Origin of the sequence: Phenylobacterium sp. (assembly GCF_030698145.1) — a bacterium.
GTDB lineage: Bacteria > Pseudomonadota > Alphaproteobacteria > Caulobacterales > Caulobacteraceae > Phenylobacterium.
On the sequence record NZ_JAUYNW010000073.1, the window covers coordinates 1 to 22,698 of the forward strand.

The 22,698-nt window shown below is 68.5% G+C and carries 19 protein-coding genes and 1 pseudogene; 7 read left to right on the forward strand and 13 right to left on the reverse strand.

The features are described from left to right. The first annotated feature begins 4 nt into the window (after nt 1-4). The 6 genes from rnd to Q8Q77_RS10795 all read left to right on the forward strand — a co-directional run bounded on the left by rnd (nt 5) and on the right by Q8Q77_RS10795 (nt 7,375). A complete protein-coding gene (rnd, locus tag Q8Q77_RS10770; protein ID WP_305583610.1) occupies nt 5-1,177 on the forward strand; it encodes a ribonuclease D in 1,173 nt (390 codons plus the stop codon). 118 nt (nt 1,178-1,295) lie between these two features. Beyond that, on the forward strand, nt 1,296-2,972 hold the full coding sequence (locus Q8Q77_RS10775) for a bifunctional diguanylate cyclase/phosphodiesterase (RefSeq protein WP_305583574.1): 1,677 nt from the start codon (nt 1,296-1,298) through the stop codon (nt 2,970-2,972). Then, on the forward strand, nt 2,969-3,676 hold the full coding sequence (locus tag Q8Q77_RS10780) for a LysM domain-containing protein (protein WP_305583575.1): 708 nt from the start codon (nt 2,969-2,971) through the stop codon (nt 3,674-3,676). Before Q8Q77_RS10775 ends, Q8Q77_RS10780 begins: the two co-directional genes overlap by 4 nt. A gap of 101 nt (nt 3,677-3,777) precedes the next feature. Next, nucleotides 3,778-5,559: a protein kinase gene (locus Q8Q77_RS10785; RefSeq protein ID WP_305583576.1), complete on the forward strand. Its 1,782-nt coding sequence runs from the start codon at nt 3,778-3,780 to the stop codon at nt 5,557-5,559. Further along, nucleotides 5,556-6,632: a type VI secretion system-associated FHA domain protein TagH gene (gene tagH, locus Q8Q77_RS10790; RefSeq protein ID WP_305583577.1), complete on the forward strand. Its 1,077-nt coding sequence runs from the start codon at nt 5,556-5,558 to the stop codon at nt 6,630-6,632. The genes Q8Q77_RS10785 and tagH overlap by 4 nt, the downstream gene beginning before the upstream one ends. Then, nucleotides 6,629-7,375 (forward strand): PP2C family serine/threonine-protein phosphatase, encoded by a 747-nt coding sequence (locus Q8Q77_RS10795; protein WP_305583578.1) that lies wholly within the window; start codon nt 6,629-6,631, stop codon nt 7,373-7,375. The genes tagH and Q8Q77_RS10795 overlap by 4 nt, the downstream gene beginning before the upstream one ends. A gap of 387 nt (nt 7,376-7,762) precedes the next feature. On the opposite strand, the gene Q8Q77_RS10800 is transcribed toward Q8Q77_RS10795, so the two are convergent. The 8 genes and pseudogenes from Q8Q77_RS10800 to Q8Q77_RS10830 all read right to left on the reverse strand — a co-directional run bounded on the left by Q8Q77_RS10800 (nt 7,763) and on the right by Q8Q77_RS10830 (nt 14,673). Continuing rightward, entirely contained in the window at nt 7,763-8,416 is a 654-nt protein-coding gene (locus tag Q8Q77_RS10800) for an MIP/aquaporin family protein (RefSeq protein WP_305583579.1), read from the reverse strand. Continuing rightward, nucleotides 8,413-8,916 carry an arsenate reductase ArsC gene (locus Q8Q77_RS10805; RefSeq protein ID WP_305583580.1) on the reverse strand — a complete coding sequence of 168 codons (504 nt, stop codon included), beginning with the start codon at nt 8,914-8,916 and terminating at the stop codon, nt 8,413-8,415. Before Q8Q77_RS10805 ends, Q8Q77_RS10800 begins: the two co-directional genes overlap by 4 nt. Before the next feature lie 8 nt (nt 8,917-8,924). Further along, nucleotides 8,925-9,272 carry a helix-turn-helix transcriptional regulator gene (locus Q8Q77_RS10810; RefSeq protein WP_305583581.1) on the reverse strand — a complete coding sequence of 116 codons (348 nt, stop codon included), beginning with the start codon at nt 9,270-9,272 and terminating at the stop codon, nt 8,925-8,927. A gap of 53 nt (nt 9,273-9,325) precedes the next feature. Further along, complete coding sequence (locus tag Q8Q77_RS10815; RefSeq protein ID WP_305583582.1) at nt 9,326-9,790, reverse strand: ArsI/CadI family heavy metal resistance metalloenzyme; 465 nt, start codon at nt 9,788-9,790, stop codon at nt 9,326-9,328. Nucleotides 9,791-9,871: 81 nt separating this feature from the next. Then, nucleotides 9,872-11,533, reverse strand: a complete 1,662-nt coding sequence (locus tag Q8Q77_RS10820) for a glycosyltransferase family 4 protein (RefSeq protein ID WP_305583583.1) — start codon at nt 11,531-11,533, stop codon at nt 9,872-9,874. A 224-nt stretch (nt 11,534-11,757) separates the two neighbouring features. Next, nucleotides 11,758-12,000 (reverse strand): alkaline phosphatase, encoded by a 243-nt coding sequence (locus Q8Q77_RS20715; protein ID WP_371130445.1) that lies wholly within the window; start codon nt 11,998-12,000, stop codon nt 11,758-11,760. Nucleotides 12,001-12,070: 70 nt separating this feature from the next. Next, nucleotides 12,071-13,237 (reverse strand): annotated as a pseudogene (locus Q8Q77_RS10825) (alkaline phosphatase); the annotation flags it as partial. Between the two features lie 197 nt (nt 13,238-13,434). Then, on the reverse strand, nt 13,435-14,673 hold the full coding sequence (locus Q8Q77_RS10830; RefSeq protein WP_305583585.1) for an LLM class flavin-dependent oxidoreductase: 1,239 nt from the start codon (nt 14,671-14,673) through the stop codon (nt 13,435-13,437). A gap of 206 nt (nt 14,674-14,879) precedes the next feature. Between Q8Q77_RS10830 and Q8Q77_RS10835 the strand changes: the two genes are divergently transcribed. Further along, nucleotides 14,880-15,917 (forward strand): calcium-binding protein, encoded by a 1,038-nt coding sequence (locus Q8Q77_RS10835; protein ID WP_305583586.1) that lies wholly within the window; start codon nt 14,880-14,882, stop codon nt 15,915-15,917. A 113-nt stretch (nt 15,918-16,030) separates the two neighbouring features. On the opposite strand, the gene Q8Q77_RS10840 is transcribed toward Q8Q77_RS10835, so the two are convergent. From Q8Q77_RS10840 to Q8Q77_RS10860, 5 genes are all read right to left on the reverse strand, one after another. Next, complete coding sequence (locus Q8Q77_RS10840; RefSeq protein WP_305583587.1) at nt 16,031-17,533, reverse strand: Ppx/GppA phosphatase family protein; 1,503 nt, start codon at nt 17,531-17,533, stop codon at nt 16,031-16,033. 19 nt (nt 17,534-17,552) lie between these two features. Beyond that, complete coding sequence (locus tag Q8Q77_RS10845; RefSeq protein WP_305583588.1) at nt 17,553-19,748, reverse strand: RNA degradosome polyphosphate kinase; 2,196 nt, start codon at nt 19,746-19,748, stop codon at nt 17,553-17,555. Between the two features lie 57 nt (nt 19,749-19,805). Next, nucleotides 19,806-20,480 (reverse strand): DnaA ATPase domain-containing protein, encoded by a 675-nt coding sequence (locus Q8Q77_RS10850; protein ID WP_305583589.1) that lies wholly within the window; start codon nt 20,478-20,480, stop codon nt 19,806-19,808. 125 nt (nt 20,481-20,605) lie between these two features. Next, nucleotides 20,606-21,802, reverse strand: a complete 1,197-nt coding sequence (locus Q8Q77_RS10855) for an acyl-CoA dehydrogenase family protein (RefSeq protein WP_305583590.1) — start codon at nt 21,800-21,802, stop codon at nt 20,606-20,608. Between the two features lie 83 nt (nt 21,803-21,885). Then, nucleotides 21,886-22,650, reverse strand: coding sequence for an arginyltransferase (locus tag Q8Q77_RS10860; RefSeq protein ID WP_305583591.1), 765 nt, complete (start codon nt 22,648-22,650; stop codon nt 21,886-21,888). Between the last annotated feature and the right edge of the window lie 48 nt (nt 22,651-22,698).

Consider the following 22,698-nt stretch of genomic DNA (forward strand, 5'->3'; position numbering starts at 1 on the left):
GCCGATTACAACCACCGCCGAGCTCCAGGCGTTCTGCGACAAAATCAAAGGCCAGCCCTTCGTCGCAGTAGACACCGAGTTCATGCGCGAAACCACCTACTGGCCCAAGCTCTGCCTGATCCAGGCCGCCGCGCCCTCCGCTGAAGCGGTGATCGATCCGTTGGCCGACGGGATCGATCTCGAGCCGTTCCTGGAGATTCTGCGCGACGAGAGCATCGAGAAGGTGTTCCACGCCGCACGCCAGGACGTCGAGATCTTCAACAACCTGAACGCCATGCCTAGGCCGCTGTTCGATACGCAGGTGGCCGGTATGGCCGCCGGGTTCGGCGAGCAGATCGCCTATGACGCCCTGGTCCGCCAGATGCTGAAGCTGGAGATCGACAAATCGTCGCGCTTCACCGATTGGGCGCGGCGGCCTCTGACCGACGCCCAGTTGGTTTACGCGCTGGGCGACGTGACCCACCTGGCCGAGCTCTATCCCATGCTGCGCGCGCGGCTGGAGAAGGACGGCCGCCTGGGATGGGTGTTCGACGAGATGCAGGGCCTCTGCGATCCGGCCATGTACGACGTCGAGCCGGAAAACGCCTGGAAGCGGCTGAAGCCGCGCCGGCACACCGCCAAGTACCTGGCGATCTTCAAGTCCGTGGCCGCCTGGCGCGAACGCACCGCCCAGCAGCGCGACCAGCCCCGTGGCCGGATCCTGAAGGACGACGCCATCGATGAGGTGGCCACTCAGGCGCCGACCGACGCCGACGCCCTGGATCGCCTGCGCTCGGTGCCCAAGGGCTTCTCGGGCTCTCGGTTCGGACCCGACCTGCTGACCGCCGTCCGCGAGGCGCTGAAGGACCCCGAGGGCTACGCCCCGGTGATCGAACGCAACAAGGTCCAGCCGTCGCCGGCCGCCGGCGCGGTGGTCGAGCTGCTGAAGGTGCTGCTCAAGGCCCGAGCCGAGGACGCCGGCGTGGCCTCCAAGCTGATCGCCACGGTTTCGGACCTCGAGCAGATCGCCAACGACGACAACGCCAAGACCCAGGCGCTCACCGGCTGGCGCCGGGAGGCGTTCGGCGAGGACGCCCTGCGCCTGAAGCGTGGCGAACTGGCCCTGGTGCTGGACGGCACGCGGGTCCGCGTCGTCGAAGTGCGGCGTGCGCCCAAGGCCACCGCCGCGGCGGAATAGGCTCGGCGGGACCGCGTTTGGTCACCATCTGTAAAGGACAAGTTTTCACCAAGCGGTAGAAGACCCGGGCGCATACATCGGGCGAGGTCTTCGTGGGGATGACCGCCGTGGTGCGAATTTGAAGCTCTGGACCTATGGGACGCTCGGGCGGCTGCCGTTGATCGGCTTCCGCGGCAAGGTCTTGGCCCTCGCGGCCATCGCCGTGGCGTTTCCGTTGATCGGATGGCTGATTCCGGGCGAGGGCGCGGCCCGCACCGCGACCCTGGCCGTCGCCATCGCGGGCGCCGCCACGGCCCTGACCCTGCTGACCCTGATGCTGCGGCCGCTTGGCCTGTTGGGACGGGCCTTGGAGGCCTGCGCCAACGGCGAGGAGGCGCCAGCCCTGCCGCAGGGCTTCACCGACGGGGTCGGGCGCATGATGCGCGACGTGACCAAGATCGCCGGCCGGCTGGACAGCCAGCGCCATCGCCTGTCCAACCGCCATCCGATCACCGACCTTCCGACCCGCGAGCCGTTCCTGGCCTCGCTGGACGCCGACATTAAGGATCTGACCCATACGGTCGTGCTGGGCGTGGTGCGGTTCGCCGACTACGACCGGCTGGCGGCCTTCGATCAGGGCGCGGCCGAACGCGCGCTCGCCGCCTTCGCCCAACGCCTGTCCAGCGCCCTGCAGCCCAACCGCGTCGTGGCCCAGGTGGACCGCGACTGCTTCGCCATCTGGTTCGCCCAGGTCGAGGCGCCGCACGTGGCGGCCAACGAACTCCAGGCGCTCAGCTACGTCCTGGGTCAGGAACTGCCTGACATTCGGCTTTCCCCCGACGTCGATCTTGGCGCGGCGATCTTCCCGCACGACGGCGAGGATCCGGCCACCCTGCTGACGCGCGCCTTCGCGGCCCTGCCCAAGGCGGGCGAGACCTCCAACGGCAAGCTCGCCTTCTTCTCGGCCCAGTCGTCGGACACGGCCAAGGAGCGGTTCTCGCTGGAGCAGGACCTGCGCTACGCCATCGCGCGCGAGCAGTTCGCGCTGCACTTCCAGCCGGTGGTCAATCTCGAGACCGGCCGGGTGGTTGGGGCGGAGGCCCTGTTACGCTGGAAGCATCCCGACCTCGGCATGGTCTCACCGGCCGAGTTCATTCCGATCCTGGAGCAGTCGGGCCTGATCGACGAGGTCGGCCTGTGGGTGCTGAACGCCGCCTGCCGTGAGGCGCGCGCCTGGCAGGACCTCGGCCTCAACGGACTGAAGATGGCGGTCAACCTATCGGCGCGACAGTTCGCCGATCCGTCGCTCAACACCACCATCGTGCGCACCCTGGAACGACACCGCCTGTCGCCGTCGGCGCTGGAGGTCGAGCTCACCGAGACCGCGGCCATGGAAGACGCCGCGCGCACCCGCCGGTTGGTCGAGGAGTTGCGTGCGCTCGGCGTGAGCGTCGCCATCGACGACTTCGGGGCCGGCTATTCCAGCCTGTCCTATCTGAAGAACCTGCCGTTCTCGAAGCTGAAGATCGACCGCGAGTTCGTCACGAAGATCGACGAACGCCGCGACAGCCAGGCCATATGTCGGGCGCTGGTGGAGCTGTCGCGCGGTCTCGACATCCAGGTCCTGGCCGAGGGCGCCGAGACCCGCGAAGAGGTCGAGACCCTGCGCAGCCTGGGATGCTTCCTGATCCAGGGATTTTACTTCGCCAGGCCGATGAGCGGCGAGGACTTCGTGCGCACCGTGCGCGACCCCGCGTGGCTGGCTAGGCTGGCTCCGCCGCCGCGGCCGCCCGCCAAGCGGAGGGCCGTGGCTTGAAAGCGCCCATCGCCCTGGCTGTCCTGTTGACCTTGACCCTGGCCGCCTGCGCCCAGACACCCAAGGCCGGGCTGTCTCCAGGCGCCGCGCCGAGCGTCGGCGGCAAGGCCCCACCGCCAGCGCCCAGCGCGACGCCGGGACTGAGCCTCCGCGATCGACAGAATCGAGCCGTGGAGTTGCTGGGGACGGGGCAGGGCGTCCTGGCCCGCGCCGAACTTCTGGCCGTGCTGGCCGAGCAGCCGGCCAACGCCGTCGCCCGCAAGTTGCTGGACCAGATCGACCGCGACCCGCGCGAGCTGCTGGGCGAGAAACACTATGCCTACAAGGTGCGGCCGGGCGACACGATGTCGACCCTGGCCGATCGGCTGATGGGCGATGGCCTGCTATTCTATGGCCTGGCGCGATACAACAACATCACCGACCCCTCGCAGATGACCGTCGGCCGGACCCTGCAGATCCCCGGCGTCCCGCGGAAGGCCGCGGCGGCCAAGCCGGCCGCGCCCAGCCCCACGCCGGTCGCCCAGCGAAATCCCACCCGTGCGGTGCAGCTGCGCGGACAGGCCCTGGAGCAGATGAACCGCGGGGCGATCGACCGCGCCGTGGCTCTGTTGCGCCAGGCCCTGGCCCTCGATCCAGGCAGCGCGGCCATCCAGCGCGACCTCGACCGCGCGGCGCGAATACAGGCCAATGTGCGCAGCCGGTGAAGCCAGCCGCGAAATAATTCCCCAAAACACATTCGCCGCGAATTCTCCTTTAACCGTAGCCGGTTAGCCTTCCGAAAGGATCGCGGTCCGGGGATGTCTGCATGTTGAAACTGGTGGGGCGCTACGAGGTTCAGGCGCGTATCGGCGAAGGCGCGATGGCCGACGTCTACCGGGCCTATGATCCGGGCATCAATCGGGTGCTGGCGATCAAGGTCCTGAAGGCCGAGTTCCGTCAGAACCGGCACTATGTCGCCCGCTTCCTGCGCGAGGCGAAGGCCGCCGGCGCCCTGTCGCACCCCAATATCGTCACGATCTATGACGTTGGCGAGGTCGATGGTTATCCCTACATCGCCATGGAGCTGCTGGACGGCGAACCGCTGGACAAAGCCGCCGCGCGCATCGGCCGCCTGCCGGTCGACGACGTGCTGGCCATCGGCGCCCAGTTGGGCGAGGCCCTGCGCTACGCCCACGAGGTCGGCGTCGTCCACCGCGACATCAAGCCCAGCAACATCTTGCTCGCGCCCGACGGCCGCGGCGTGAAGATCCTCGACTTCGGCATCGCCCGCGTGGCCGAGGCCGACACCGAGGCCGAGATGCTGAAGACCCAGGTCGGCCAGGTTCTGGGCACCCCGCGCTATATGAGTCCCGAACAGGCCCTGGGCGGGCATATCGACGGGCGCTCCGACCTCTTTTCCGTCGGCGTGGTGCTCTACGAGCTCATCACCGGCCAGCGGGCCTTCGCCGGGACCAGCGCGGCGACCCTCGCCCTGCAGATCACCCAGCACGACCCGCGACCCATCGCCGAGCTCGCACCCGACTGCCCGCGCGGACTGCAGTTCATCGTCGGCAAGCTGTTGGCCAAAAAGCCCGAGCGCCGGTTCGCCGACGGCGGCCAGCTCGCTGAGGCCATGCGTCGCGAGCAGCGCGCCCTGGAGGCGCTTGCCGAGGAACAGGAGGGCGTGCGTCGCTACCTGCCGCTGCAGGCCCGCCTCACCCTGATCATGGCCGGGATCACCGCGGTGGTCCTGCTGGTCTGCGTCGGCCTGGTGCTGAACCGCCAGGACAAGGCCATGGAGCGCATGACGCTCTCGTCGGGCGCGGCCATCGCCTCGTTCGTGGCCTCCAACGCCGCGCTGACCGCCGCCGACAACGCCACCCTGCCGCAGGACCAGCGCGACTGGGCGCCCGTGTCGGCCTTCGTCCGCGCCGCCTCGGCCGATCCCAATATCCGTCAGATCACCGTGGTCGACGCCGACGGCCTGATCCGCGGCGCCACCGACGCCACTCAGGTGGGTCAGATCTACGAGACCCCGCGGGGCGAAACCCTGGTCCAAAAGGGTTCCAACGCCGTCGTCACCTCGATCAAGCCCGAGAAAGGCGTCGGCGGCTTCCGTTTCGTGCGCCCAATCCTCTATGCCGGCCGCTCCTTCGGCACGGTGGACGTGGCGGTGAGCACCGCCGACCTCGAGGCCGCCGCATCCCTGTCGCACTGGCTGCTGGCCGCGCTCAGCGCCGTGACGTTGGGCGTGGTGGTGGCGGTGAGCTACGCCGCGGCCCGGCAGGTGGCCGGACCCATCCGCCGGTTGCGCGCGGCCTTGGCCGACGCGGTGCGCGGCGACCTCGACTTCCGCATCTCCCACAATCGCAAGGACGAGTTCGGCGAGCTGTTCGACGGCTTCAACCGCTTCGCCGCCTCCGTTCAGGATCGGCTGGAGACCGAGGCCCTTGTCCACGAAGACCCGACGCCTGGCGAACCCTCGGCCATGACGGAACTGCGCATCGCTGCGGCGGCCGCAGAGCGCGCCGTGCAGGCGCTCGATCGCACGCGCCTGGTCATGGAAGAAGACGAGACCGACCGGACCATTATCGGAGGCCGCTCTTGAGCGTCCAGACCGCCACGATGACCGCCGCCCTGGCCCAGCCGAAGATCGCCAAGGCGGTCCTGCGCCTGTTCAGCCACAGCGACCCCTTCCAGCTCCTGGAGTCCCGCGAACTGACCGAGGGCGAGCTGGTGATCGGCCGCGATCCGGCCGCCGGCTGGACGATCGCCGACCCCGAACGCTCGATCTCCCGCAGCCATTGCGTGATCGCGCTGCAAGGCCGGCGTCTGACCCTGCGCGACACGAGCTCCAACGGCGTCTTCGTCGGCGCGCGCCGCGACCGCCTGCCGCCCGGTGATCCGGCCCCCATCGAGGCCGGCGACACCCTGCGTCTGGGCGGATACCTGATCGTCATCGAGGCGGCTGAGGCCGAGGGCGACGCCTTCGATGCGCCGTTCAGCGGCCCGATGCTAAAACCCGTGCCGATCACCGAGGCGACCCTGGCCGCGCCCAGCGCCTGGGCCGGGCCCGACGGCGACATCCCCAGCGACGGCTCGCTGCTCGACGCCTTCTGCGCCGGCGCGCGCCTTGACGCCTCAGCCTTTTCCGGCGAGGACCCGGTCGAGGTGATGCGCCGGTTGGGCGCGGTCTACCAGCAGATGGTGCTGGGTCTCGGCGACCTGATGAGCGAGCGGACCTCGGTCAAGACCGAGTACCGCATGACCCGCACCACGGTCCGCGCCGAGGGCAACAATCCCTTCAAATGGGCGCCCGCCCAACGGGTCGCCATCGACCTGCTAAGGCCGCGCGGGGAAGGGTTCCTGTCGGGGCCGGCCGCCGTGAAGGCCTCGTTCCAGGACATGAAGAAGCATCTGCTGTGCATGATGGCGGGCCTGCGCGCGGCTGTGGGCTCAACCCTGGACGCACTCTCGCCGGAAGAAGCCGAGGCGCGGCTGAAGGGCCAGTCGCTGATGCTGAAGAACCGCGACGCCGTGGCGTTCGCCGAATACGTCAAGCTTCACGCCGAATTCCGGCTGCGGGCCGACGGGGACCGTGACAGTCCGGTGAACCAGGCCTTCAAGGCCGCCTATGAGCGCCAACTCAACGAGCTCGATTCCATGAGCACCCAGGCATGAGCCGAGCCTCGGCCCCGCCCCGCGTCCGCGTTTTCCAGACCGCCAGCCGCACCCATGTCGGACTGTCCCGCAGCCTGAACGAGGACCGCTTCCTCGCGCGTCCGGAGATCGGGCTCTGGGCCGTGGCGGACGGCATGGGCGGCCACCAGGCCGGCGACCTGGCAAGTCTGCGGGTGGTCGAGGCCCTGGTGGGCCTGGGCCGCTTCGGTTCAGGTTACGCCTATCTGAACGCCGTCCGCGATCGCCTGGCCGACGCCAACGCCGACCTCATGGCCCATGCGGCCACGCTGTCGCCGGGCGCGGTGATCGGCTCCACAGTCGTCGTCCTGCTGGCTCACGAGGACCACTATGCCTGCGTCTGGGCCGGCGACAGCCGCGTCTATCTGCGGCGCGGCGGGGCTCTGATGCGGATCACTCATGACCACAGCCTGATGCAGGAGTTGATCGACTCCGGCGCCCTGGACGAACAGGAGGCGCGCAAGCGGCGGATCTCCAACGTCATCACGCGCGCGGTCGGGGCGACCGACACCCTGGAGCTGTCAGAGACCCACGGCGACATCAGGCCGGGCGATGTCTTCCTGCTGTGCTCCGATGGCCTGACCGGCCTGGTCGAGGATCACGAGTTGGGCGCGGTGCTGGCCCTGGACGACCTCGAGGCCGCGGCCGACCGGCTGCTGTCCCTGACGCTGAAACGGGGGGCCAAGGACAACGTCACCCTCATGCTGGTCCGCGCGGGCCGCTGACGCCCGAAACCGGTGGATAATCGCCAGGCCTTCCCACGCTCGGGTTCGCGCGCGGCTGACCGCGACTTATCCACCGTTCTTCAACCGGCCGCGACCGCTGAACGAATCACGCCGCTTGCCAGCCGGCCCGTTCGGCGCGAGCCTCAACTTGTCGAGAGGGACTGCGGCGCGGACGGACCGGGCAATCGGATCGTCAAGCGAACAGGAGGTCCTGCGGAGGAAGGCGAAGGGGTAACCTGGAGCCGGACAATGTGGGGCAACGGCGACGAACAAGGCTGGCAGGGGCGACCTTGCGAACCGGAAACGTCAACGACCTCAAGGCGCAGGCCCTCCACGGGGTCTGGATGAGAGGGCGATGCAGCGGGCGACCGCGGCGTCGCCCTCTTGCTATGCGCGTTTCGAAAACAGCCAGCCGCCCACCAGCCAGGCGGCCAGCGCCCCCGCCGCCTGCCCGAGCAGGAACCCGGGCGCCGAGGCCGGCGCTATCCCCGCGAAACTGTCCGACAGCGACCGGGCCAGCGTCACGGCGGGGTTGGCGAACGAGGTCGAGGCGGTGAACCAGTAGGCGGCGGTGATGTAGAGCCCGACCGCGGCCGGCGTCGCCTCCGGCCGGAAGCGCACCGCGCCCAGGATCGTGACGATCAGACCGAAGGTGGCGATCGCCTCCGAGAACACCTGGGCGGGGCCGTCGCGCAGCTTGGCGGAAACCTGCCAGATCGGTTCCTCGAACATGGCGTGCGCCGCCCAGACGCCGAGCACCGCGCCCAGGACCTGGACCGCCACGAACCCCGCGGCCTCGCCCCAGGCCAGCTCCCGGCGCAGGGCGAAGACGAGGGAGACAGCGGGATTGAAGTGCGCGCCCGAGATCGGGCCGAAGATGGTGATCAGTCCATAGAGCGCCGCCCCGGTGGCCAGGGTGTTTCCCAGCAGGGCGATGGCGACGTTTCCGCCGGCCAGACGCTCGGCCATGATCCCGGACCCGACCACCACGGCCAGCAGCCAGGCGGTCCCAAGTCCCTCGGCCGCGTGCCTGCGGATCATGCGCCCTGCAGGCTGTCGGCGGCGCCGATGTCGTCGATGTGACGCTGCAAGGCCACGCCGCCCAGCGAGGAAAGCGGCAGGTTCACGAAGGCTTCGATACGGTTCTTGAGCTGGCGATAGGCCTCGGCGAAGGCCACGGCGATCTCGGCGTCCGTTCCCTCGACCGCGGCGGGATCCGGGATCCCCCAGTGGGCGGTCATTGGCTGGCCCGGCCAGATCGGACAGACCTCGCCCGCGGCGTTGTCGCAGACGGTGAACACGAAGTTGAGTTCGGGTCCGCCGGGCGCCGCGAACTCTTCCCAGGCCTTCGAGCGGAACACCGAGGTGTCGTAGTTGAGCGAGGCCAGCAGATGCAGGGCGTGCGGATTTACCTCGCCCTTGGGCATGGAGCCGGCTGAGAGCGCCTTGAACTTGCCCGCGCCCAGGCGGTTCAGCAGGGCCTCGGCCATGATCGAACGGGCCGAATTGCCGGTGCAGAGGAAGAGCACGTTGAGCGTCATGGCGGGCCTCAGCAGGCGTTGCAGGCGGCCGCGCGGGTGGCGACCTGGGCTAGGGGCGCGCAGATGGCGGCGTTGCCGGCGCAACAGTCCTCGGTGAGGAAGACCAACAGCTCGGCCATGCGGTCATAGGCGGCGCGGTAAACGATCGAGCGGCCGTCGCGCTGGGACGTCACCAGCCCGGCGTGGCTCAGGATGTTGAGATTGGTCGAGAGGGTGTTGGGCAGGATCTCGGCGGCGCGAGCGATGTCACCGGCCGCCATGCCGCCTTCGCCCGCCCGTACGAGCAACCGGAACACCTGCAGCCGGCCGGGATGGGCGAGGGCGGAAAGGGCGTCGACGGCGCTATCTGTTTCCATAATTCGCGAATACCGGAATCAAAAGGCGCCGCCAAGCCACGGATTTGTGACGCTCAGCAACAGGACGCGGTGGCTGGAGCGGCTAGGGCGGGCGCGCCGCAGCAGGCCGAGGCCATGGCCGGCGCGGCCTCGGCAGGCGCATCTTCGCCATAGGTGGTCGCTTCGCCGAAGGTATGGAAGGTCTCCCAGCGCAGGCCTGAGGGATCGCTGACCCAGCTCTTGTCCGACTGGTGGTAGCAGCAGGTGGTGGCTTCCTGGTCGAAGGTCACCGCGCCCGCCGCCTTCAGCCGGCCCGAGAGCTCGGCGAGCTCTTCGGTGCTATCCACCTGCACCCCGACATGGTCGACGCCGACCGCCTGGTCACGCCGCGAGATGGCGAAGTTCACGCGTGGGTCCTCCAGCATCCATTTGGCGTAGTCGGACTTCACGACGCTGGGCGAGGCGTTGAACAGGGTCTGGTAGAAGACGATGGACTGATCGAGGTCAGCGACGCTGACGTGAAGGTGGAGGCGTTTCATGGAGGGCTCCTGATCTGGATATATAATTCGAATATTCCAGAATTATCGAGGAGTCAACGGAGGGCCGGATCGGGCGGGCCGCTAGGCCAGCCAGTCGATGACGCCCAACTTGGCCATCCAGACGATGGCGAGCTCCACGGGAGAACGGCGGGCCGGCGCGAAACGGGCCAGGACATCGCCGACATTCGCGGCCTGACCTGAGGCCAGCAGCTCGCACACGAGGGCGCACTCGGCCGGCGTCGCCCGCCAGCCCCGCGCCACGCGGTCGAGTTCGGTCCGGTCCAGTCTGGTCGGATCGGCGCCGGGCCGCAGGGCCAGGGGCGTGTCGGGTGACAACACCTCCGTCGCGAAGCCGGCGAAGTCGGCGAAGGGATCGCCCTTGGCGGGGTGGATCGTGTGGCTGGGCGCGGTGTCGGCCGCCGCGCCGCGGATCGCCGCCAGCTCGTCCAGCAGGGCGCGAATCTCGCTCACCACCACCGGCCAGTCGAAGGTGGTGCGGATGCGTTCGCGGCCCGCCGCGCCCATGGTCTTGCGCAGTTCGGGATCTGCGATCAAGGCGCTCAGGGCCCGGGCGGCGGCCCCCACATGCACGGCGGTGTGCTGGGCGACCGAGCCGACATAGCTCTGATAGGTATCCATTCCCATCGCGTGGCGCGCGGCCATGCCCAGGCCCTGGCCGCCTCCCGGCGCGCCGAGCGTCGGGATCAGGAAGCCCTCCTGGCCGTCTCGCACCGTATAGCGGTATCCGTCCCAGTCGCTGACCACCACCGGCAGGCCCGCGGCCATGGCCTCGATCGGGGTGATGCCAAAGGTCTCCTGGATGTTGTCCACCAGCGACAGGAAGATGTCGGCTCCCGCCCACGCGCCGCCCACGACCTCCGGATCGTTGCCGTCCAGCAGGTGGGTGATCACCGACGGCGCATAGGCCTGCGCCGCCTTCTCGTAGAGCGGCCGATGGCGCGGCTCGTCGGGGAACCAGCCGACCATGGCGAAGTGCACGCGCTTGCCGGTGGCCTGAGCGGCCTCTTCCACCGCGGCGAACATCGGCTGGGGGAAGGCCTTTTCGAAGAACGACAGCCGACCGACCCAGATGACCAGGATGTCGTCGTCGCTGAGGCCCAGTTCGCCGCGCACCCGGGCGCGGACGTCGGGGCGGTCGGCGAGCCCTGCGAACCTCGCCCCGTCCACGCCCAGCGGGACCAGGGGTAGCTTGGGGATCGCCAGGCGGCCGCTGTCGCCAAACCGATCGCCGAGATAGTCGCCCCAGGTCTCGAACATCTCGGTGAGCGCAGCCTGCACCGCCGGCGAGGTGCAGATGAGCGCGTCCCAGGGCTGGATCGGCGCCACCTGGTTCAGGGCCAGGTTCATGCGGCTGGCCGGCGGGGCGATGGTGTGGATCAGGCCGAGCAGGCTGAAGGCGCGGTCACCGGCCGTGCGGCGGCGCATCCAGGCCAGGTCGGCCAGGTCCGGTTGGCCACGCAGCAGCGCGCCGGCGGCGACCATGCGATCGGTGTTGAGCACACTGTCGACCGCCAGCCGGGTGGTCGTCGGCCGTCCCTGGGTGAGCGCGGGCGTCACCTGATCAAGTTCCACCTGCACCAGCGTCAGTATGTCGACCGCCTCGAAGCCGCCATGGGCGACCAGCGCCCGATAGAGGTCGAGATTGGCGACGTCCTTGCCGAAGAAGTTCTGGCCCAAGCCTAGCTGCCCCGCGGGATGGAAGATCGCCAGACGTGAGGGCATGGGTGGGCGGATCCTGGTGGCCGAGGGCCGTGCACATTAGGGACGCCACGCGCGGCGCCTAGCCCCCGGGGTGGCCGACATCACCGTGTCACGGGTCCCGTAGTAGCTACGTTTCCTCTGGACCCGGATCAGGACATGCGCCGCCGCCTGCCGCCGCTCGAATAGATCGAAGCCTTCTTTGAGGCCGCACGCACGCCGGACATGAGCCAGGCGCCGGTCGCCGCCTAGCTGGCCGGAAGACCCAGGGCTTCGCGCATCACCTGGAACACGCCCGGATGGTCCATCAGGCCGCGCAGGCGGGCGGAGCCGGGTCCGCGCGCGTAGGCGGCGATGTCCTCGCCGGTATGGGCGGCGCTGCTGAGCGGCGCCGCCGCCGGCATCCGCTGATCCGGGTCGGCGGTGTCGATCTTGGTCAGGTCGGGGCGGGCCTCGCCCATCGCCGGGGCTCCGGGACCGGTGGCGTACATCAGAATCGACACCGGCTTTCCGTCCAGGGCGATGGCCGGGTCGTCCTCGGTGCCCCGGCAGCAGGCCGAGGACGGAGGTGCCCCTGCCGCCCCCGCTGAGGGTCAGTCCATGGCTGTGGTCGGCGGTGACCAGGATCAGGGTGTCGGCGGCGTCGGTCCTGGCCGCGGCGGCGGCGACCGCTTCGGACAGCTCGGCCACCTCATTCAGCGCTTCGTAGGCCAGGCCCTGGTGGTGGGCCTTGTCGATCAGGCCGCCCTCGACCATCAGGAAATAGCCGTCTGGGTCATTCGATAGGATCTCGATGGCCTTGAGCGTCATGTCGACCAAGCGCGGCGCGTCGGCCTCCGAGACCCTGCGAGTGGTCTCGCGCATCATATTGCCGGGCGCAAACAGGCCGAGCAGGCGTCGGGTCGCCCTGGGGACCGCCGCCAGGGCCGATCCAGTCTCCACATAGACGCCACCGGCATTACGCCACTCGGCGGTCAGGTCGCGGCCGTCAAGCCGGCGCCCCGCGCCGTCCACCGGGGTGAAAGCGGCCAGACCGCCACCCAGCATGACGTCCAGCTGCATCGCCGCGGGGCCGTCCAGCATCTGGCGGGCGATGTCGACGCAGCCGGTCGCGACGGCCTCGGGGGGCAGGTCGGCGTCGGCCTGCCACTGGCGCGAAGGCGTGTGGGCGTAGAGCGAGGCGGGCGTGGCGTCGGTGATCGCGGCGGTGGAGACCACACCGGTGGCCCGTCCGCTCCGCTTGGCGAGCTCCGCCAGGGTCGGGACGCGGGCGGCCTTGGCGGAGGCGCAGTCGCCGCGCACCACCTTGTTGTCGACCCCCAACGCCCCGTTCAGGGTGCGCCGCCCCGTCAGAATCGCCGAGGCGCTGGCGGCCGATTCTGTGACCAGGCTGTCGGCCGAATAGGTCCTCACCAGCGCCAGGTCGGGGAAGGCCTCGAAGGACAGGCGGTTGGAAGCGCCGTCGACACCGCGCCGTTGGCCCTCGAAGATCCGAGCAGCCGTGAGGGTCGAGACCCCCATGCCGTCGCCGATGAACAGGATGACGTTCTTCGCCCGTTCCGCGGCCTGCGCCGACGCCGCGGCCCCGCAGAGGGTGACGCCTAGGGCCAACGCCCTATAAGCGCGCCGAATGCCTGATGAAATATTCCCGTCCATCCACGCCAAGTCCGCCTGCCTCCGTGTAGGGGCGCCCGTCGTTCGAGCCGACCACCTCGTCGGGATACTCATCGGTTGCGTTGATCACACCCGCATGAAGGCTTGAGCGTTTTTGTTGATCTCGTAGGCTGCGGACAGGTCGAGGGTGACCTCGTCCCCGAACATCTGGACAGGGCCGAGCGGGCTCGCCCGACACTTCCCGAAGCGAACCACGTCGGCGAACAGCTTCCAGCGGCCAGACGCACGCCGATCGCGCCGCGCGCGACGGCCTATCTCACCGCATTGATCTGCGCCCTGACCACCGAGGCCGGCACCACCGGGATCTCGTGGTCCGCCAGCGGCGTCATCCAGGCCTTGCGGTTCATGGCCGCGGCGATGTGGGGCGCGAGGTCGGCGGCCTTCTTCGCCTCGCGCTCGGCGACCTCTGCCTTGAACCCGCCCATCACCTCGGTGGCGAACAGCTCCAGGGACTCGCAGATATGCTCATGCTTGTTGCGGCCGGCCTGCTGAAGGAAGATCACTTGGTCGACGCCCGCCGCCTGGAAGGCGCGGATATGGTCGCGGATGTCGTCGGGCGTGCCGATGCCGTTGGCGTTTCGCGTGGCCATGCTGCGGGCCGAGATGATCTCTTCATCGCTCTTGGCGCGTGAGGCCTGGAAATCGGCGAACAGGGTCGAGCGTCCGGGGACGGCGTCATGGGCGACCAAGGCGTTGACCGCGTAGCCGAAGAACTCGAACCCCTCCTGGCCGCGCCGGATCGCCTCGTCGCGGTCGCGGTGCACTGAGAAGTTGGAAACCATGGCGATGTTGGCGTTCACGCTGTGGCCGATGGGCACGCACTGATCGGACTTGATGATGCCGTAGTAGATGTCGGCCCAGTTGCGCGCCTCCTCCGGGTCCACGAAGGAGAAGGCCAGGGCCCCGACCCCGATGGAGGCGGCGATCTTGATGGTGTCGCGGTTGGTGCAGGCCATCCACATCGGCGGATGTGGCTTCTGCATCGGTTTCGGAACCACGTTGCGGCAGGGGAAGGAGAACCCCCGCCCTTCGAATCCGGGGTAGGGGTCCATCACCATCATGTTGGCGATCTGTTCGGCCGCCTCCAGGGCCAGCGCCCGCTTCTCCTTGGCCGGAATGCCGAAACCGCCCAGTTCCAGCCGCGTCGCGCCTTCGCCGATCCCGAAGTCGAGCCGGCCATTGGAGATGATGTCCAGCGTCGCCAACCCTTCAGCCGTGCGGGCCGGATGGTTGTAGTTGGGGATCACCTGGCGGATGCCGTGACCGACCCGGATGGTCTTGGTGAGCGCCGCGCAGGCCGCCAGGAACACCTCGGGCGCGGAGGAGTGGGAATACTCCTCCAGGAAGTGATGCTCGACCTCCCAGGCGTAGTCGAAGCCTAATTTGTCGGCCAGGACCACCTGTTCCAGCGCCTGGTGGAACAGCCGCGCCTCGTCGCCCTCGTTCCACGGCTTGGGCAGCTGATGTTCATAGAAGATCCCGAACCGCATCGCGTCCCTCCCGTGGGCGCCGATGCGCCTCTTCGTCAGGCGCTAGTTCCTGCCTGCCCGACGGCTTTGGCAAGAGGTGGGGCCGCCCCCTGAGGAAATCGGACTGGGCCGAGGGGCGTTTGGAGAGGGTTGGTAATCCTAATCTTCCTTAATATTGGTGACCGTTGCGGGGTGCGGCATTGACCTCGGCGACCAACCCGCCTCCCATGGTTGAGCAGAAGGGTGGGTGTACGATGGCTCTATTCAAAGTTGGCGCTGAGTTCGGCGTGGACATGGACGGCCCTCTCTTTTTGCCGTTCTTGCAGGGAACCGGTTACATCGGCTTCACCGAGTTCGCTTACTTCGACCTTCCTGGTGGCCACCGCGACGCCTTCTTCGGCAATTTCTCGTATGATCCGTTGGGAGGCTTGGCCGGCGGCGTGCTCAACCACGTGCAGGAAAATCTGGGTGGGTTCCTTCACTTCGACATCTCCGGTTTCTCGGTATCGGCGCAACAGTTCGTCGCCCTGGTTCGCGATGGCGATGTGTTGTCGGCCTTCAGTCTCGCCCTGGCTGGCTCCGATACGCTCCTCGGGGCCTCGGGCGACGATGCGCTCTACGGGTTCGCGGGCAATGACGTCATGGACGGAGGCGGCGGCTACGACGCGCTCCTGGGCGGCGACGGCGATGATACCATCACAAGCGGGGCGGCCATCGGCACGGGCGAGAGCTTCCTGCGCGGCGGACTGGGTCAGGACTATCTGGTCGGCGGGATAAACTTCGACGACATCCACGGAAACGAGGGCAACGACACAGCCCGCGGCGGCGACGGCGACGACTGGGTGGTGGGCGGCAAGGATCGCGACCTGCTCATCGGCGAGCGGGGCGACGATCTCATCTACGGCAACATGGGCAACGACACCCTCGACGGCGGCGCCGGGCGCGACACCCTGCGCGGCGGCCAAGCCGAAGATATCCTGACCGGCGGCGACGGCGACGACTGGCTGTTCGGAGATCGCGGAAACGACAGCCTGGGCGGCGGCGCCGGCGCCGACATCTTCTTCACCTTCGGCCTGGCGGGCCTGGACTACGTCACCGACTTCAGGCGCGCCGAGGGCGACCGGGTGATCGTCGAAGAGGGCTCGAGCTACACTGTGGCCCAGTCCGGCGCCGACGTGGTCATCAGCATGTCCGGCGGAGGCCAGATGATCCTGGTCGGCGTCTCGCTGGCCAGCCTGACGGGGGACTGGATCACCGGCGGCTGACGGTCGGCCGCGGGACCCTTTTCCCTTCGAATGGAGGTATTCGAAGGGATCAAATAGGCACTAATTCGAAGTGTTAGAGTGTGACGGGCGCCTGCACCGGTATCTATCACGCTCTAACCCAACTGCAGCTTGAGCCGCAGGGCCTGGGCCAGGGTCTGGGCGCGCTTGGCCGTCTGTTCGCCCAGCAGCATGTCCGACCAGCCATGTTCGGCGCTCAAGCTCAGCACCTCGCCCTGGATGCGTAGGGCCGACCGCTCCAGGAGGGCGGCGTTGCGGGCCGAGAGGTCGCAGCCAAGGCGGATGGCCGATCCCAGCGCGCGCGCCCTCTGGCGACGTTCCACGGTCAGCACCCGGGCGATGGTGCCCGGCTCCGGGGTAACGGGCGTGGGGTTGTGGCGGGCGAAGGCGGCGCAGGCCAGATAGGCGCGCTCGGGGTGGGTCATGCCGGCGATCGGCGCGCGCAGCACCTGCTCGAAGGCCAGTTCACCACGATGGTCGGGGTGCAGTCGTGCGCCCAGGTCGGCCAGGCGGCAGGCCGCGGCGGTGAGTGTCGCCTCGCGATGTCCGAATTCCGGCCGCAACACTCCGAAGGCCGGGGCGAGCCAGCGTTCCAGGCCCGGCGCCAGGGTGTTCGAGAGGCCGTGGACCGTGGTCAGAGCCTCGCAACCCTCGATCAGCGGATCGCGCCCTTGGTCCTCGGGGGCCATGGCCTCCAGCAGCAGGCCCTCGCGCAGGCCATAAGCCGAGATCACCACCCGCTCGACGCCCAGACGCTCGATCAGGGTCTCCAGCACCAGGGCCGAGTAGGGCAGGGTGTCGAAGCGCTTCTTGGACAGGCCCTGCATTCGCTCCAGGGAGGCCTTGGACTGGCGAGCCACGAAGCGGGCGACATCGACAGCGTCCGAGCGGCTCATCTCGTACTGGTGAGCCACCCGCAGGGGGTAGTCGGCCATCTCCATGTGCAGCAGGGCGAGGTTGCGCCACGCGCCGCCCACGGCGTGGAACTCCCGGGTCCGGAAGGCGAGCGCGGCTTGGTCCAGGTGGCCGACGATGCGCTTGCGCACGCGCTCGACGTCCAGCGGCCTGGGCGCCCCAAGCGCAAAGGGGCCGAGCGGCAAGGTCACGCCGTCACGGGGAGCGGCGGGGTCCAGATGCACCAACTCCAGGCTGGCTCCGCCCAGATCGCCCACCACGCCCGCGGCGTCGGGCTGGCCGGCCAGGACCCCAAGGGCCGCGTAGCGGGCTTCCTCGGCGCCGGAGAGGATCCGCGGGGTGAGTCCGGCTTCGGCCTGGATGCGGGCGATGAAGGCGGCTCCATCGGCGGCCTCGCGCACGGCGGCGGTGGCGACCACGAAGAGCTCGGAGGCCGCCCAGCCGCTGAGGGCCGCGCGGAACCGGCGCAGGGCTGTCAGGGCGGTCTCGATGCCCTCCGGCGACAGGCGTCCGGTGACCGTAAGGTCGCGGCCCAGGCCCGCCAGGGCCTTCTCGTTGAACACGGTCCAGATCGCCCGGCCTTCCAGCCGGTAGATCACCAGGCGCACGGAATTGGAGCCGATGTCGATGACCGCGGCCTGGCGAACGCCAGCCGCGCCGGGAAGCGGCGATTCGGACTTCATCAGGCCTAGATGCGCTCGATTATCCGCGCGAGGCCACATGATCGATCGCGCGCGGCATGTCCTTCACCTTTTGCCCCCGGCCGGAGAGGCTCGGGTTGGTCATGAAGTACTCGTGCGCGGAGAAGGCGCCCGGGTGGTCCCATGACGGGTCCCGGGTATAGCGGCCGTCCGCGTCGAGCGTCCAGCTTTGCGCTTCGTCCTTGAGATTGGCCACCATGATCTGTTGCAGAACCTGCTGGTGGACGGTGGGGTTCTCGACCGGCGTCAGGCACTCGACCCGGCGGTCGAGGTTGCGCGGCATCCAGTCGGCCGAGGAGATGAACACGCGGGTCTCGGCCGAGGGCATGACGCCGCCATTGGCGAAAGCCACGATCCGTGAGTGCTCCAGGAAGCGCCCGACGATCGACTTGACCCGGATGTTCTCCGACAGGCCGGGCACGCCGGGCCGCAGGCAGCAGATGCCGCGGATCACCAGGTCGATTGAGACCCCTGACTGGCTGGCCTCGTAGAGCGCGTCGATGATCACCGGATCGACGATCGAGTTCATCTTCGCCCAGATGGCCGCGGGCTTGCCGGCGCGCGCGTTCTGCACCTCGCGCATGATGAAGGTGAGCAGGTCGGCCTTCATGGTCAGCGGCGAGGGCGACAGCTTCTCCAGCCCGTCGGGACGGGCGTAGCCGGTGATGAAGTTGAACAGCCGCGCCGAGTCTCGGCCCATGGCTGGATCGCAGGTGAACAGCGACAGGTCGGTATAGATCCGCGCGGTGACCGGATGGTAGTTGCCGGTCCCGAAGTGACAGTAGGTGCGAAGGGTGTCGCCCTCCTTGCGGACCACCATCGAGAGCTTGGCGTGGGTCTTGTACTCCACGAAGCCGAACACGACGTGGACGCCGGCCCGCTCCAGGTCGCGGGCCCATTTCAGGTTAGCCTCTTCGTCGAACCGGGCCTTGATCTCGATCAGGGCGGTGACGTTCTTGCCGTTCTCGGCCGCCTCGATCAACGCGGCGATGATCGGGCTGTCCTGCGAGGTGCGGTAGAGGGTCTGCTTGATCGCCAGGACATTGGGATCGCGCGCCGCCTGGCGGATGAACTGCACCACCACGTCGAAGCTCTCGAACGGGTGGTGGACCAGGATGTCCTTGTCGCGGATGGCCGCGAAGCAGTCACCGGCATGATCGCGGATCCGCTCGGGGAAACGCGCCTCGAACGGCTTGAACTTCAGGTCGGGACGGTCCGACGGGATCAGCTGTGAGAGTTCGTCCAGCCCCAGCAGCCCGTCGATGAGGATGATGTCCTCGTTCTGGGCGTGAAGGTTGCCGACGATGAAGGCGCGCAGCTCCTCGGGCATGGCCGCCTCGAGCTCGACCCGCACCACCGAACCTAGCCGGCGCTGCTTCAGCCGCACCTCGAATTCGCGCACCAGATCCTCGGCCTCTTCCTCGATCTCCACGTCGCTGTCGCGGATCAGCCGGAACACGCCCACGGCCTCCACGTCGGAGTCGGGGAACAGATGGTCGAGGAACAGGGCGACCATGCTTTCAAGGCTGATGAACCGGCGATGCGGCCGCTTGCGCCGGGTGGGGGCCGGCGGCAGCTCCCAGAACCGCGCCACCTGGGCCGGGATCGGCACCAGGGCGTACATCAGCCGGCCGTCCGAGATCCGCTTCAGCTTCATGACCAGCGAGAAGGCGAGGTTCGGGATGAACGGGAACGGGTGGGCCGGATCGATGGCCAGCGGCGTCAGCACCGGGAAGATGCGCGAGATGAAGGTCGGCTCCAGCGCCAGCTTGTCGGCGGCGCTGACCTCGTCGGACTGGACGACGGTCAGGCCCTCGGCGGTGAGCTCCTCGCGCAGCTGCAGCCAGCGGGTCTGCTGATCCAGCATCAGATCGGCGGCCTCGGCGTTGACGCGCAGAAGCTGTTCGACCGGCGTCAGGCCGTCCTGCGACACGACGCGGACGCCCTCGCGGGCCTGAGCCTTCAGGCCGGCGACGCGGACCATGTAGAATTCGTCGAGGTTGTTGGCCGAGATCGACAGGAACCGCAGGCGTTCCAGCAGCGGGTGGCGCGTGTTCTTGCTCTCGCCCAGCACCCGCTCGTTGAAGGCCAGCCACGACAGTTCGCGGTTGATGAAACGTTCGGGCGACTCGGCCAGCTCCGTGTCGACCGCGAGCGGCTTCGCATCGGCGGTCGTTGTCGGCGCGGCATAGGTCATGGATACAGTGTCCGTCGGCATAACTTGGTTCTGAACGAACCGTGTGACAGCAACAAGTCATCCGTCAAAAAGGTCAAGATTCTCCGTATCGTCCTCAAGAATCTCCCGAGCAAGCGCCCGGGAAATGGGCCGCCCCGCCTCGTCGGCGGCTTCGTCCAGGCGCTTGACGATCTCGCGCGCCGCCGGGATCGACCTTTCAATGCGCCGCAACAGGTAGGTGAACACCTCACGCGGGGGGCGAATGCTCCGCTCCCGGAAGAATTTTCTCAGGACGCCTTCAAGCACCTCGTCGTCCGGCGCCTCGATCTCGGCCGCCGGCAGGGCGTTGAGTCGCGAGCGCAGGTCTGGCAGGGCCGCGTCCCAGGTGGCCGGGGCCTTGCGCGCGGTCAGCAGCAGGCCGCCCCCGTCGCGCGCGGCCATGTTGATCAGGTGGAACAGGGCCTCGCCGTCGATCCCCTGGTCGACGTCCTCCACCAGCGCCGGCCGGCCTGAGACCTCGGCCAGCTTGGGATCGACGCGGTCCAGGATCACCGCGCCGGCCCGTTCCGCCCAATGCCGCGCCAAGTGGGTCTTCCCGGCGCCCGTGGGTCCGAACAGGGCCAGGGCCCCTCCATGCCAGGCGGGCCAAGCGTCCAGCATCGCGATGGCCTGGGCGTTCGACGGCCCCGGCACGAAGTGCTCGCGGGCGTAGGACACCGGCCGCCGCAGCTCCAGGCGCAATTGGCGCGTCATGCGACTGATCTGGACCGATACGAGTACACGCCGCAGGTTTACCAAGCCGCGGGCCGGCGGTCGACGCGCCTTCGCGCCTCGCCTGGGGACGGGGCGAGCTCTGCTGTTGACGAAGCCTGTGGCGCTCAGCGGTTCTGGGTGGTGTCGGGCAGGCCCAGGATGCGCTTGGCGATGATGTTGTTCTGGATCTCCTGCGATCCGCCCGCGATGGTCGAGGACTTCACCCGCAGATAAGCCCGGCCCGCGGCGCGCTCCTCGGGCGTGAATTCCTCGCCGTCCCAGCCGAGGCCATTCAGCCCCATGGCCTCCACGATCATCTCGGCCTGGTCGGTGGCCGCCCGCGAATAGGCGTTCTTCATGACCGAGGTGGCGGCGCTGGGGCCGTTCTGATTGCGCGCCTCGGCCGCCACCCGGGCGATGGTCAGGGCGTAGGCCTTCTGGTCCATGTCCAGTATGGCGGCGCGGGTGCGCATGTCGCTGTCGGCCAGGGCGCCGTCCTCGTCGACCCCCTTGTAGCGTTTGGCCGCCTCGCGCAGCGGCTTGGACGTGGGCTGGGCCCGGCCGCCGTCGGCGCCGCTGATCCCGCTGCGCTCGTGCTGCAGCAGGCGCTTGCCGACCGTCCAGCCGCCGTTCAGCGGCCCGACCAGATTGCCCTTGGGCACCTTCACGTCGGTGAAGAAGGTTTCGCAGAACGGCGAGGACCCCGAGATCAGCAGGATCGGCCGCGTCTCCACCCCCGGCGTACGCATGTCGATCAGCAGGAAGCTGATCCCCTCATGCTTCTTGGTCGGATCCGTGCGGGTCAGGCAGAAGCACCAGTCGGCATAGTTCGCGCCAGAAGTCCATAGTTTTGAGCCATTTACGAGGAAATGGTCACCCGAATCTTCAGCTTTCGTTTGCAGCGAGGCGAGATCCGAACCCGATCCCGGTTCGGAATAGCCCTGGCACCAGCGCAGCTCGCCCTTGGCGATGGGCGGAATATGCCGCTGCTTCTGCTCCTCGGTCCCGTATTCCAGCAGGGTGGGGCCGAACATCATCACGCCCATGCCGCCGATGGGGTTCCACGCGCCGGCCTTGGCCATCTCCTCACGCAGGATACGGGCCTCCATGGCCGAGAGGCCGCCGCCGCCATAGGCCGCTGGCCAGGTGGGCACGCCCCAGCCGCGTTCCCCCATCCGCCGTTTCCAGAGGTTGAAATCGGCGTCCTCGGGGGCCTGACCCTCGGCGGTCATCATCCCGACCTGGCCCTTCAGGGGTGGCGGGAAGTTCTCGGCCAGCCAGTCGCGGGCCTCTTGACGGAACGCTTCGAGCGCAGGGTCCATGACACTCTCCCAGGGAAGCCCTCGGGGCTTCGTTGGGGGCCATGTGAGAACCGCCGGGCGCGGCTGTCAACGATGCGGGATGGTCAGGGGTCTTGAATCCGCAACCGGTCGCGGGCCGACATCAACGACCAGCCCTCCGGGCGCAGCAGTTCGATGGGCGAGAAGCGGACCTTGTAGTCCATCTTCTCGGACCCCCGCACCCAGTAGCCCAGATAAACATAGGGCAGGCTGGTCAGGCAGGCCTGGACCACGTGATCCAAGATCACGAAGGAGCCCAGGCTGCGGCGGGTGAGGCTGGGGTCGTAGTACGAGTAGACCAGGGAGAGCCCGTCGCTCATCAGGTCCACGAGCACGCAGGCGATCAGGTCGCCGGGCCCGCCGTCCTGCGAGCGCAGGCGGTACTCGATGATGTGGGTGCGGACCGCGGTGTCCTCGACCATGGCGACGTAGTCGGGCCAGGTCATCTCGGCCATGCCGCCATTGGCGTGGCGGCTGACCAGGTAGCGGCGGAGCAGGTCGAACTGCTCCATGGTGGCCTCGGCCTCGACCAGATGGCGTTCCAGGTCCTCGTTGCGGGCGAGCGCGCGGCGCTCCGAGCGCGAGAAGATGTAGTCCTTGGCCGGGATTCGCGCCGAGACGCAGGCGGCGCAGGCCTCGCAGGCCGGGCGGTAGGCGATGTTCTGCGACCGGCGGAAGCCGACCTGGGTCAGGCTGTCATTGACGCTGGCGCCGTCCGACAGCGGCAGATGGGCGAAAACCTTCCGTTCGTGGCGCTCGGGCAGGTACGGACAGGGCGAGGGCGCTGTCAGGAAGAACCTGAGTTGTCGCGTCGGAAAGTGCTGCGTCACGGACTTGCGATCGCTTTCGAACCACTACGCCTGGAGGGATTAGGCGTC

Coding starts and splice junctions, on each gene's coding strand:
- Q8Q77_RS10845 (WP_305583588.1), bottom strand. CDS start 19,748: ATGACCTATGCCGCGCCGACAACGACCGCCGATGCGAAGCCGCTCGCG.
- Q8Q77_RS10830 (WP_305583585.1), bottom strand. CDS start 14,673: ATGCGGTTCGGGATCTTCTATGAACATCAGCTGCCCAAGCCGTGGAAC.
- Q8Q77_RS10785 (WP_305583576.1), top strand. CDS start 3,778: ATGTTGAAACTGGTGGGGCGCTACGAGGTTCAGGCGCGTATCGGCGAA.
- Q8Q77_RS10855 (WP_305583590.1), bottom strand. CDS start 21,802: ATGGACCCTGCGCTCGAAGCGTTCCGTCAAGAGGCCCGCGACTGGCTG.
- Q8Q77_RS10810 (WP_305583581.1), bottom strand. CDS start 9,272: ATGGAAACAGATAGCGCCGTCGACGCCCTTTCCGCCCTCGCCCATCCC.
- Q8Q77_RS10800 (WP_305583579.1), bottom strand. CDS start 8,416: ATGATCCGCAGGCACGCGGCCGAGGGACTTGGGACCGCCTGGCTGCTG.
- Q8Q77_RS10795 (WP_305583578.1), top strand. CDS start 6,629: ATGAGCCGAGCCTCGGCCCCGCCCCGCGTCCGCGTTTTCCAGACCGCC.
- Q8Q77_RS10805 (WP_305583580.1), bottom strand. CDS start 8,916: ATGACGCTCAACGTGCTCTTCCTCTGCACCGGCAATTCGGCCCGTTCG.
- Q8Q77_RS10815 (WP_305583582.1), bottom strand. CDS start 9,790: ATGAAACGCCTCCACCTTCACGTCAGCGTCGCTGACCTCGATCAGTCC.
- Q8Q77_RS10835 (WP_305583586.1), top strand. CDS start 14,880: ATGGTTGAGCAGAAGGGTGGGTGTACGATGGCTCTATTCAAAGTTGGC.
- Q8Q77_RS20715 (WP_371130445.1), bottom strand. CDS start 12,000: ATGTACGCCACCGGTCCCGGAGCCCCGGCGATGGGCGAGGCCCGCCCC.
- Q8Q77_RS10820 (WP_305583583.1), bottom strand. CDS start 11,533: ATGCCCTCACGTCTGGCGATCTTCCATCCCGCGGGGCAGCTAGGCTTG.
- Q8Q77_RS10850 (WP_305583589.1), bottom strand. CDS start 20,480: ATGACGCGCCAATTGCGCCTGGAGCTGCGGCGGCCGGTGTCCTACGCC.
- Q8Q77_RS10840 (WP_305583587.1), bottom strand. CDS start 17,533: ATGAAGTCCGAATCGCCGCTTCCCGGCGCGGCTGGCGTTCGCCAGGCC.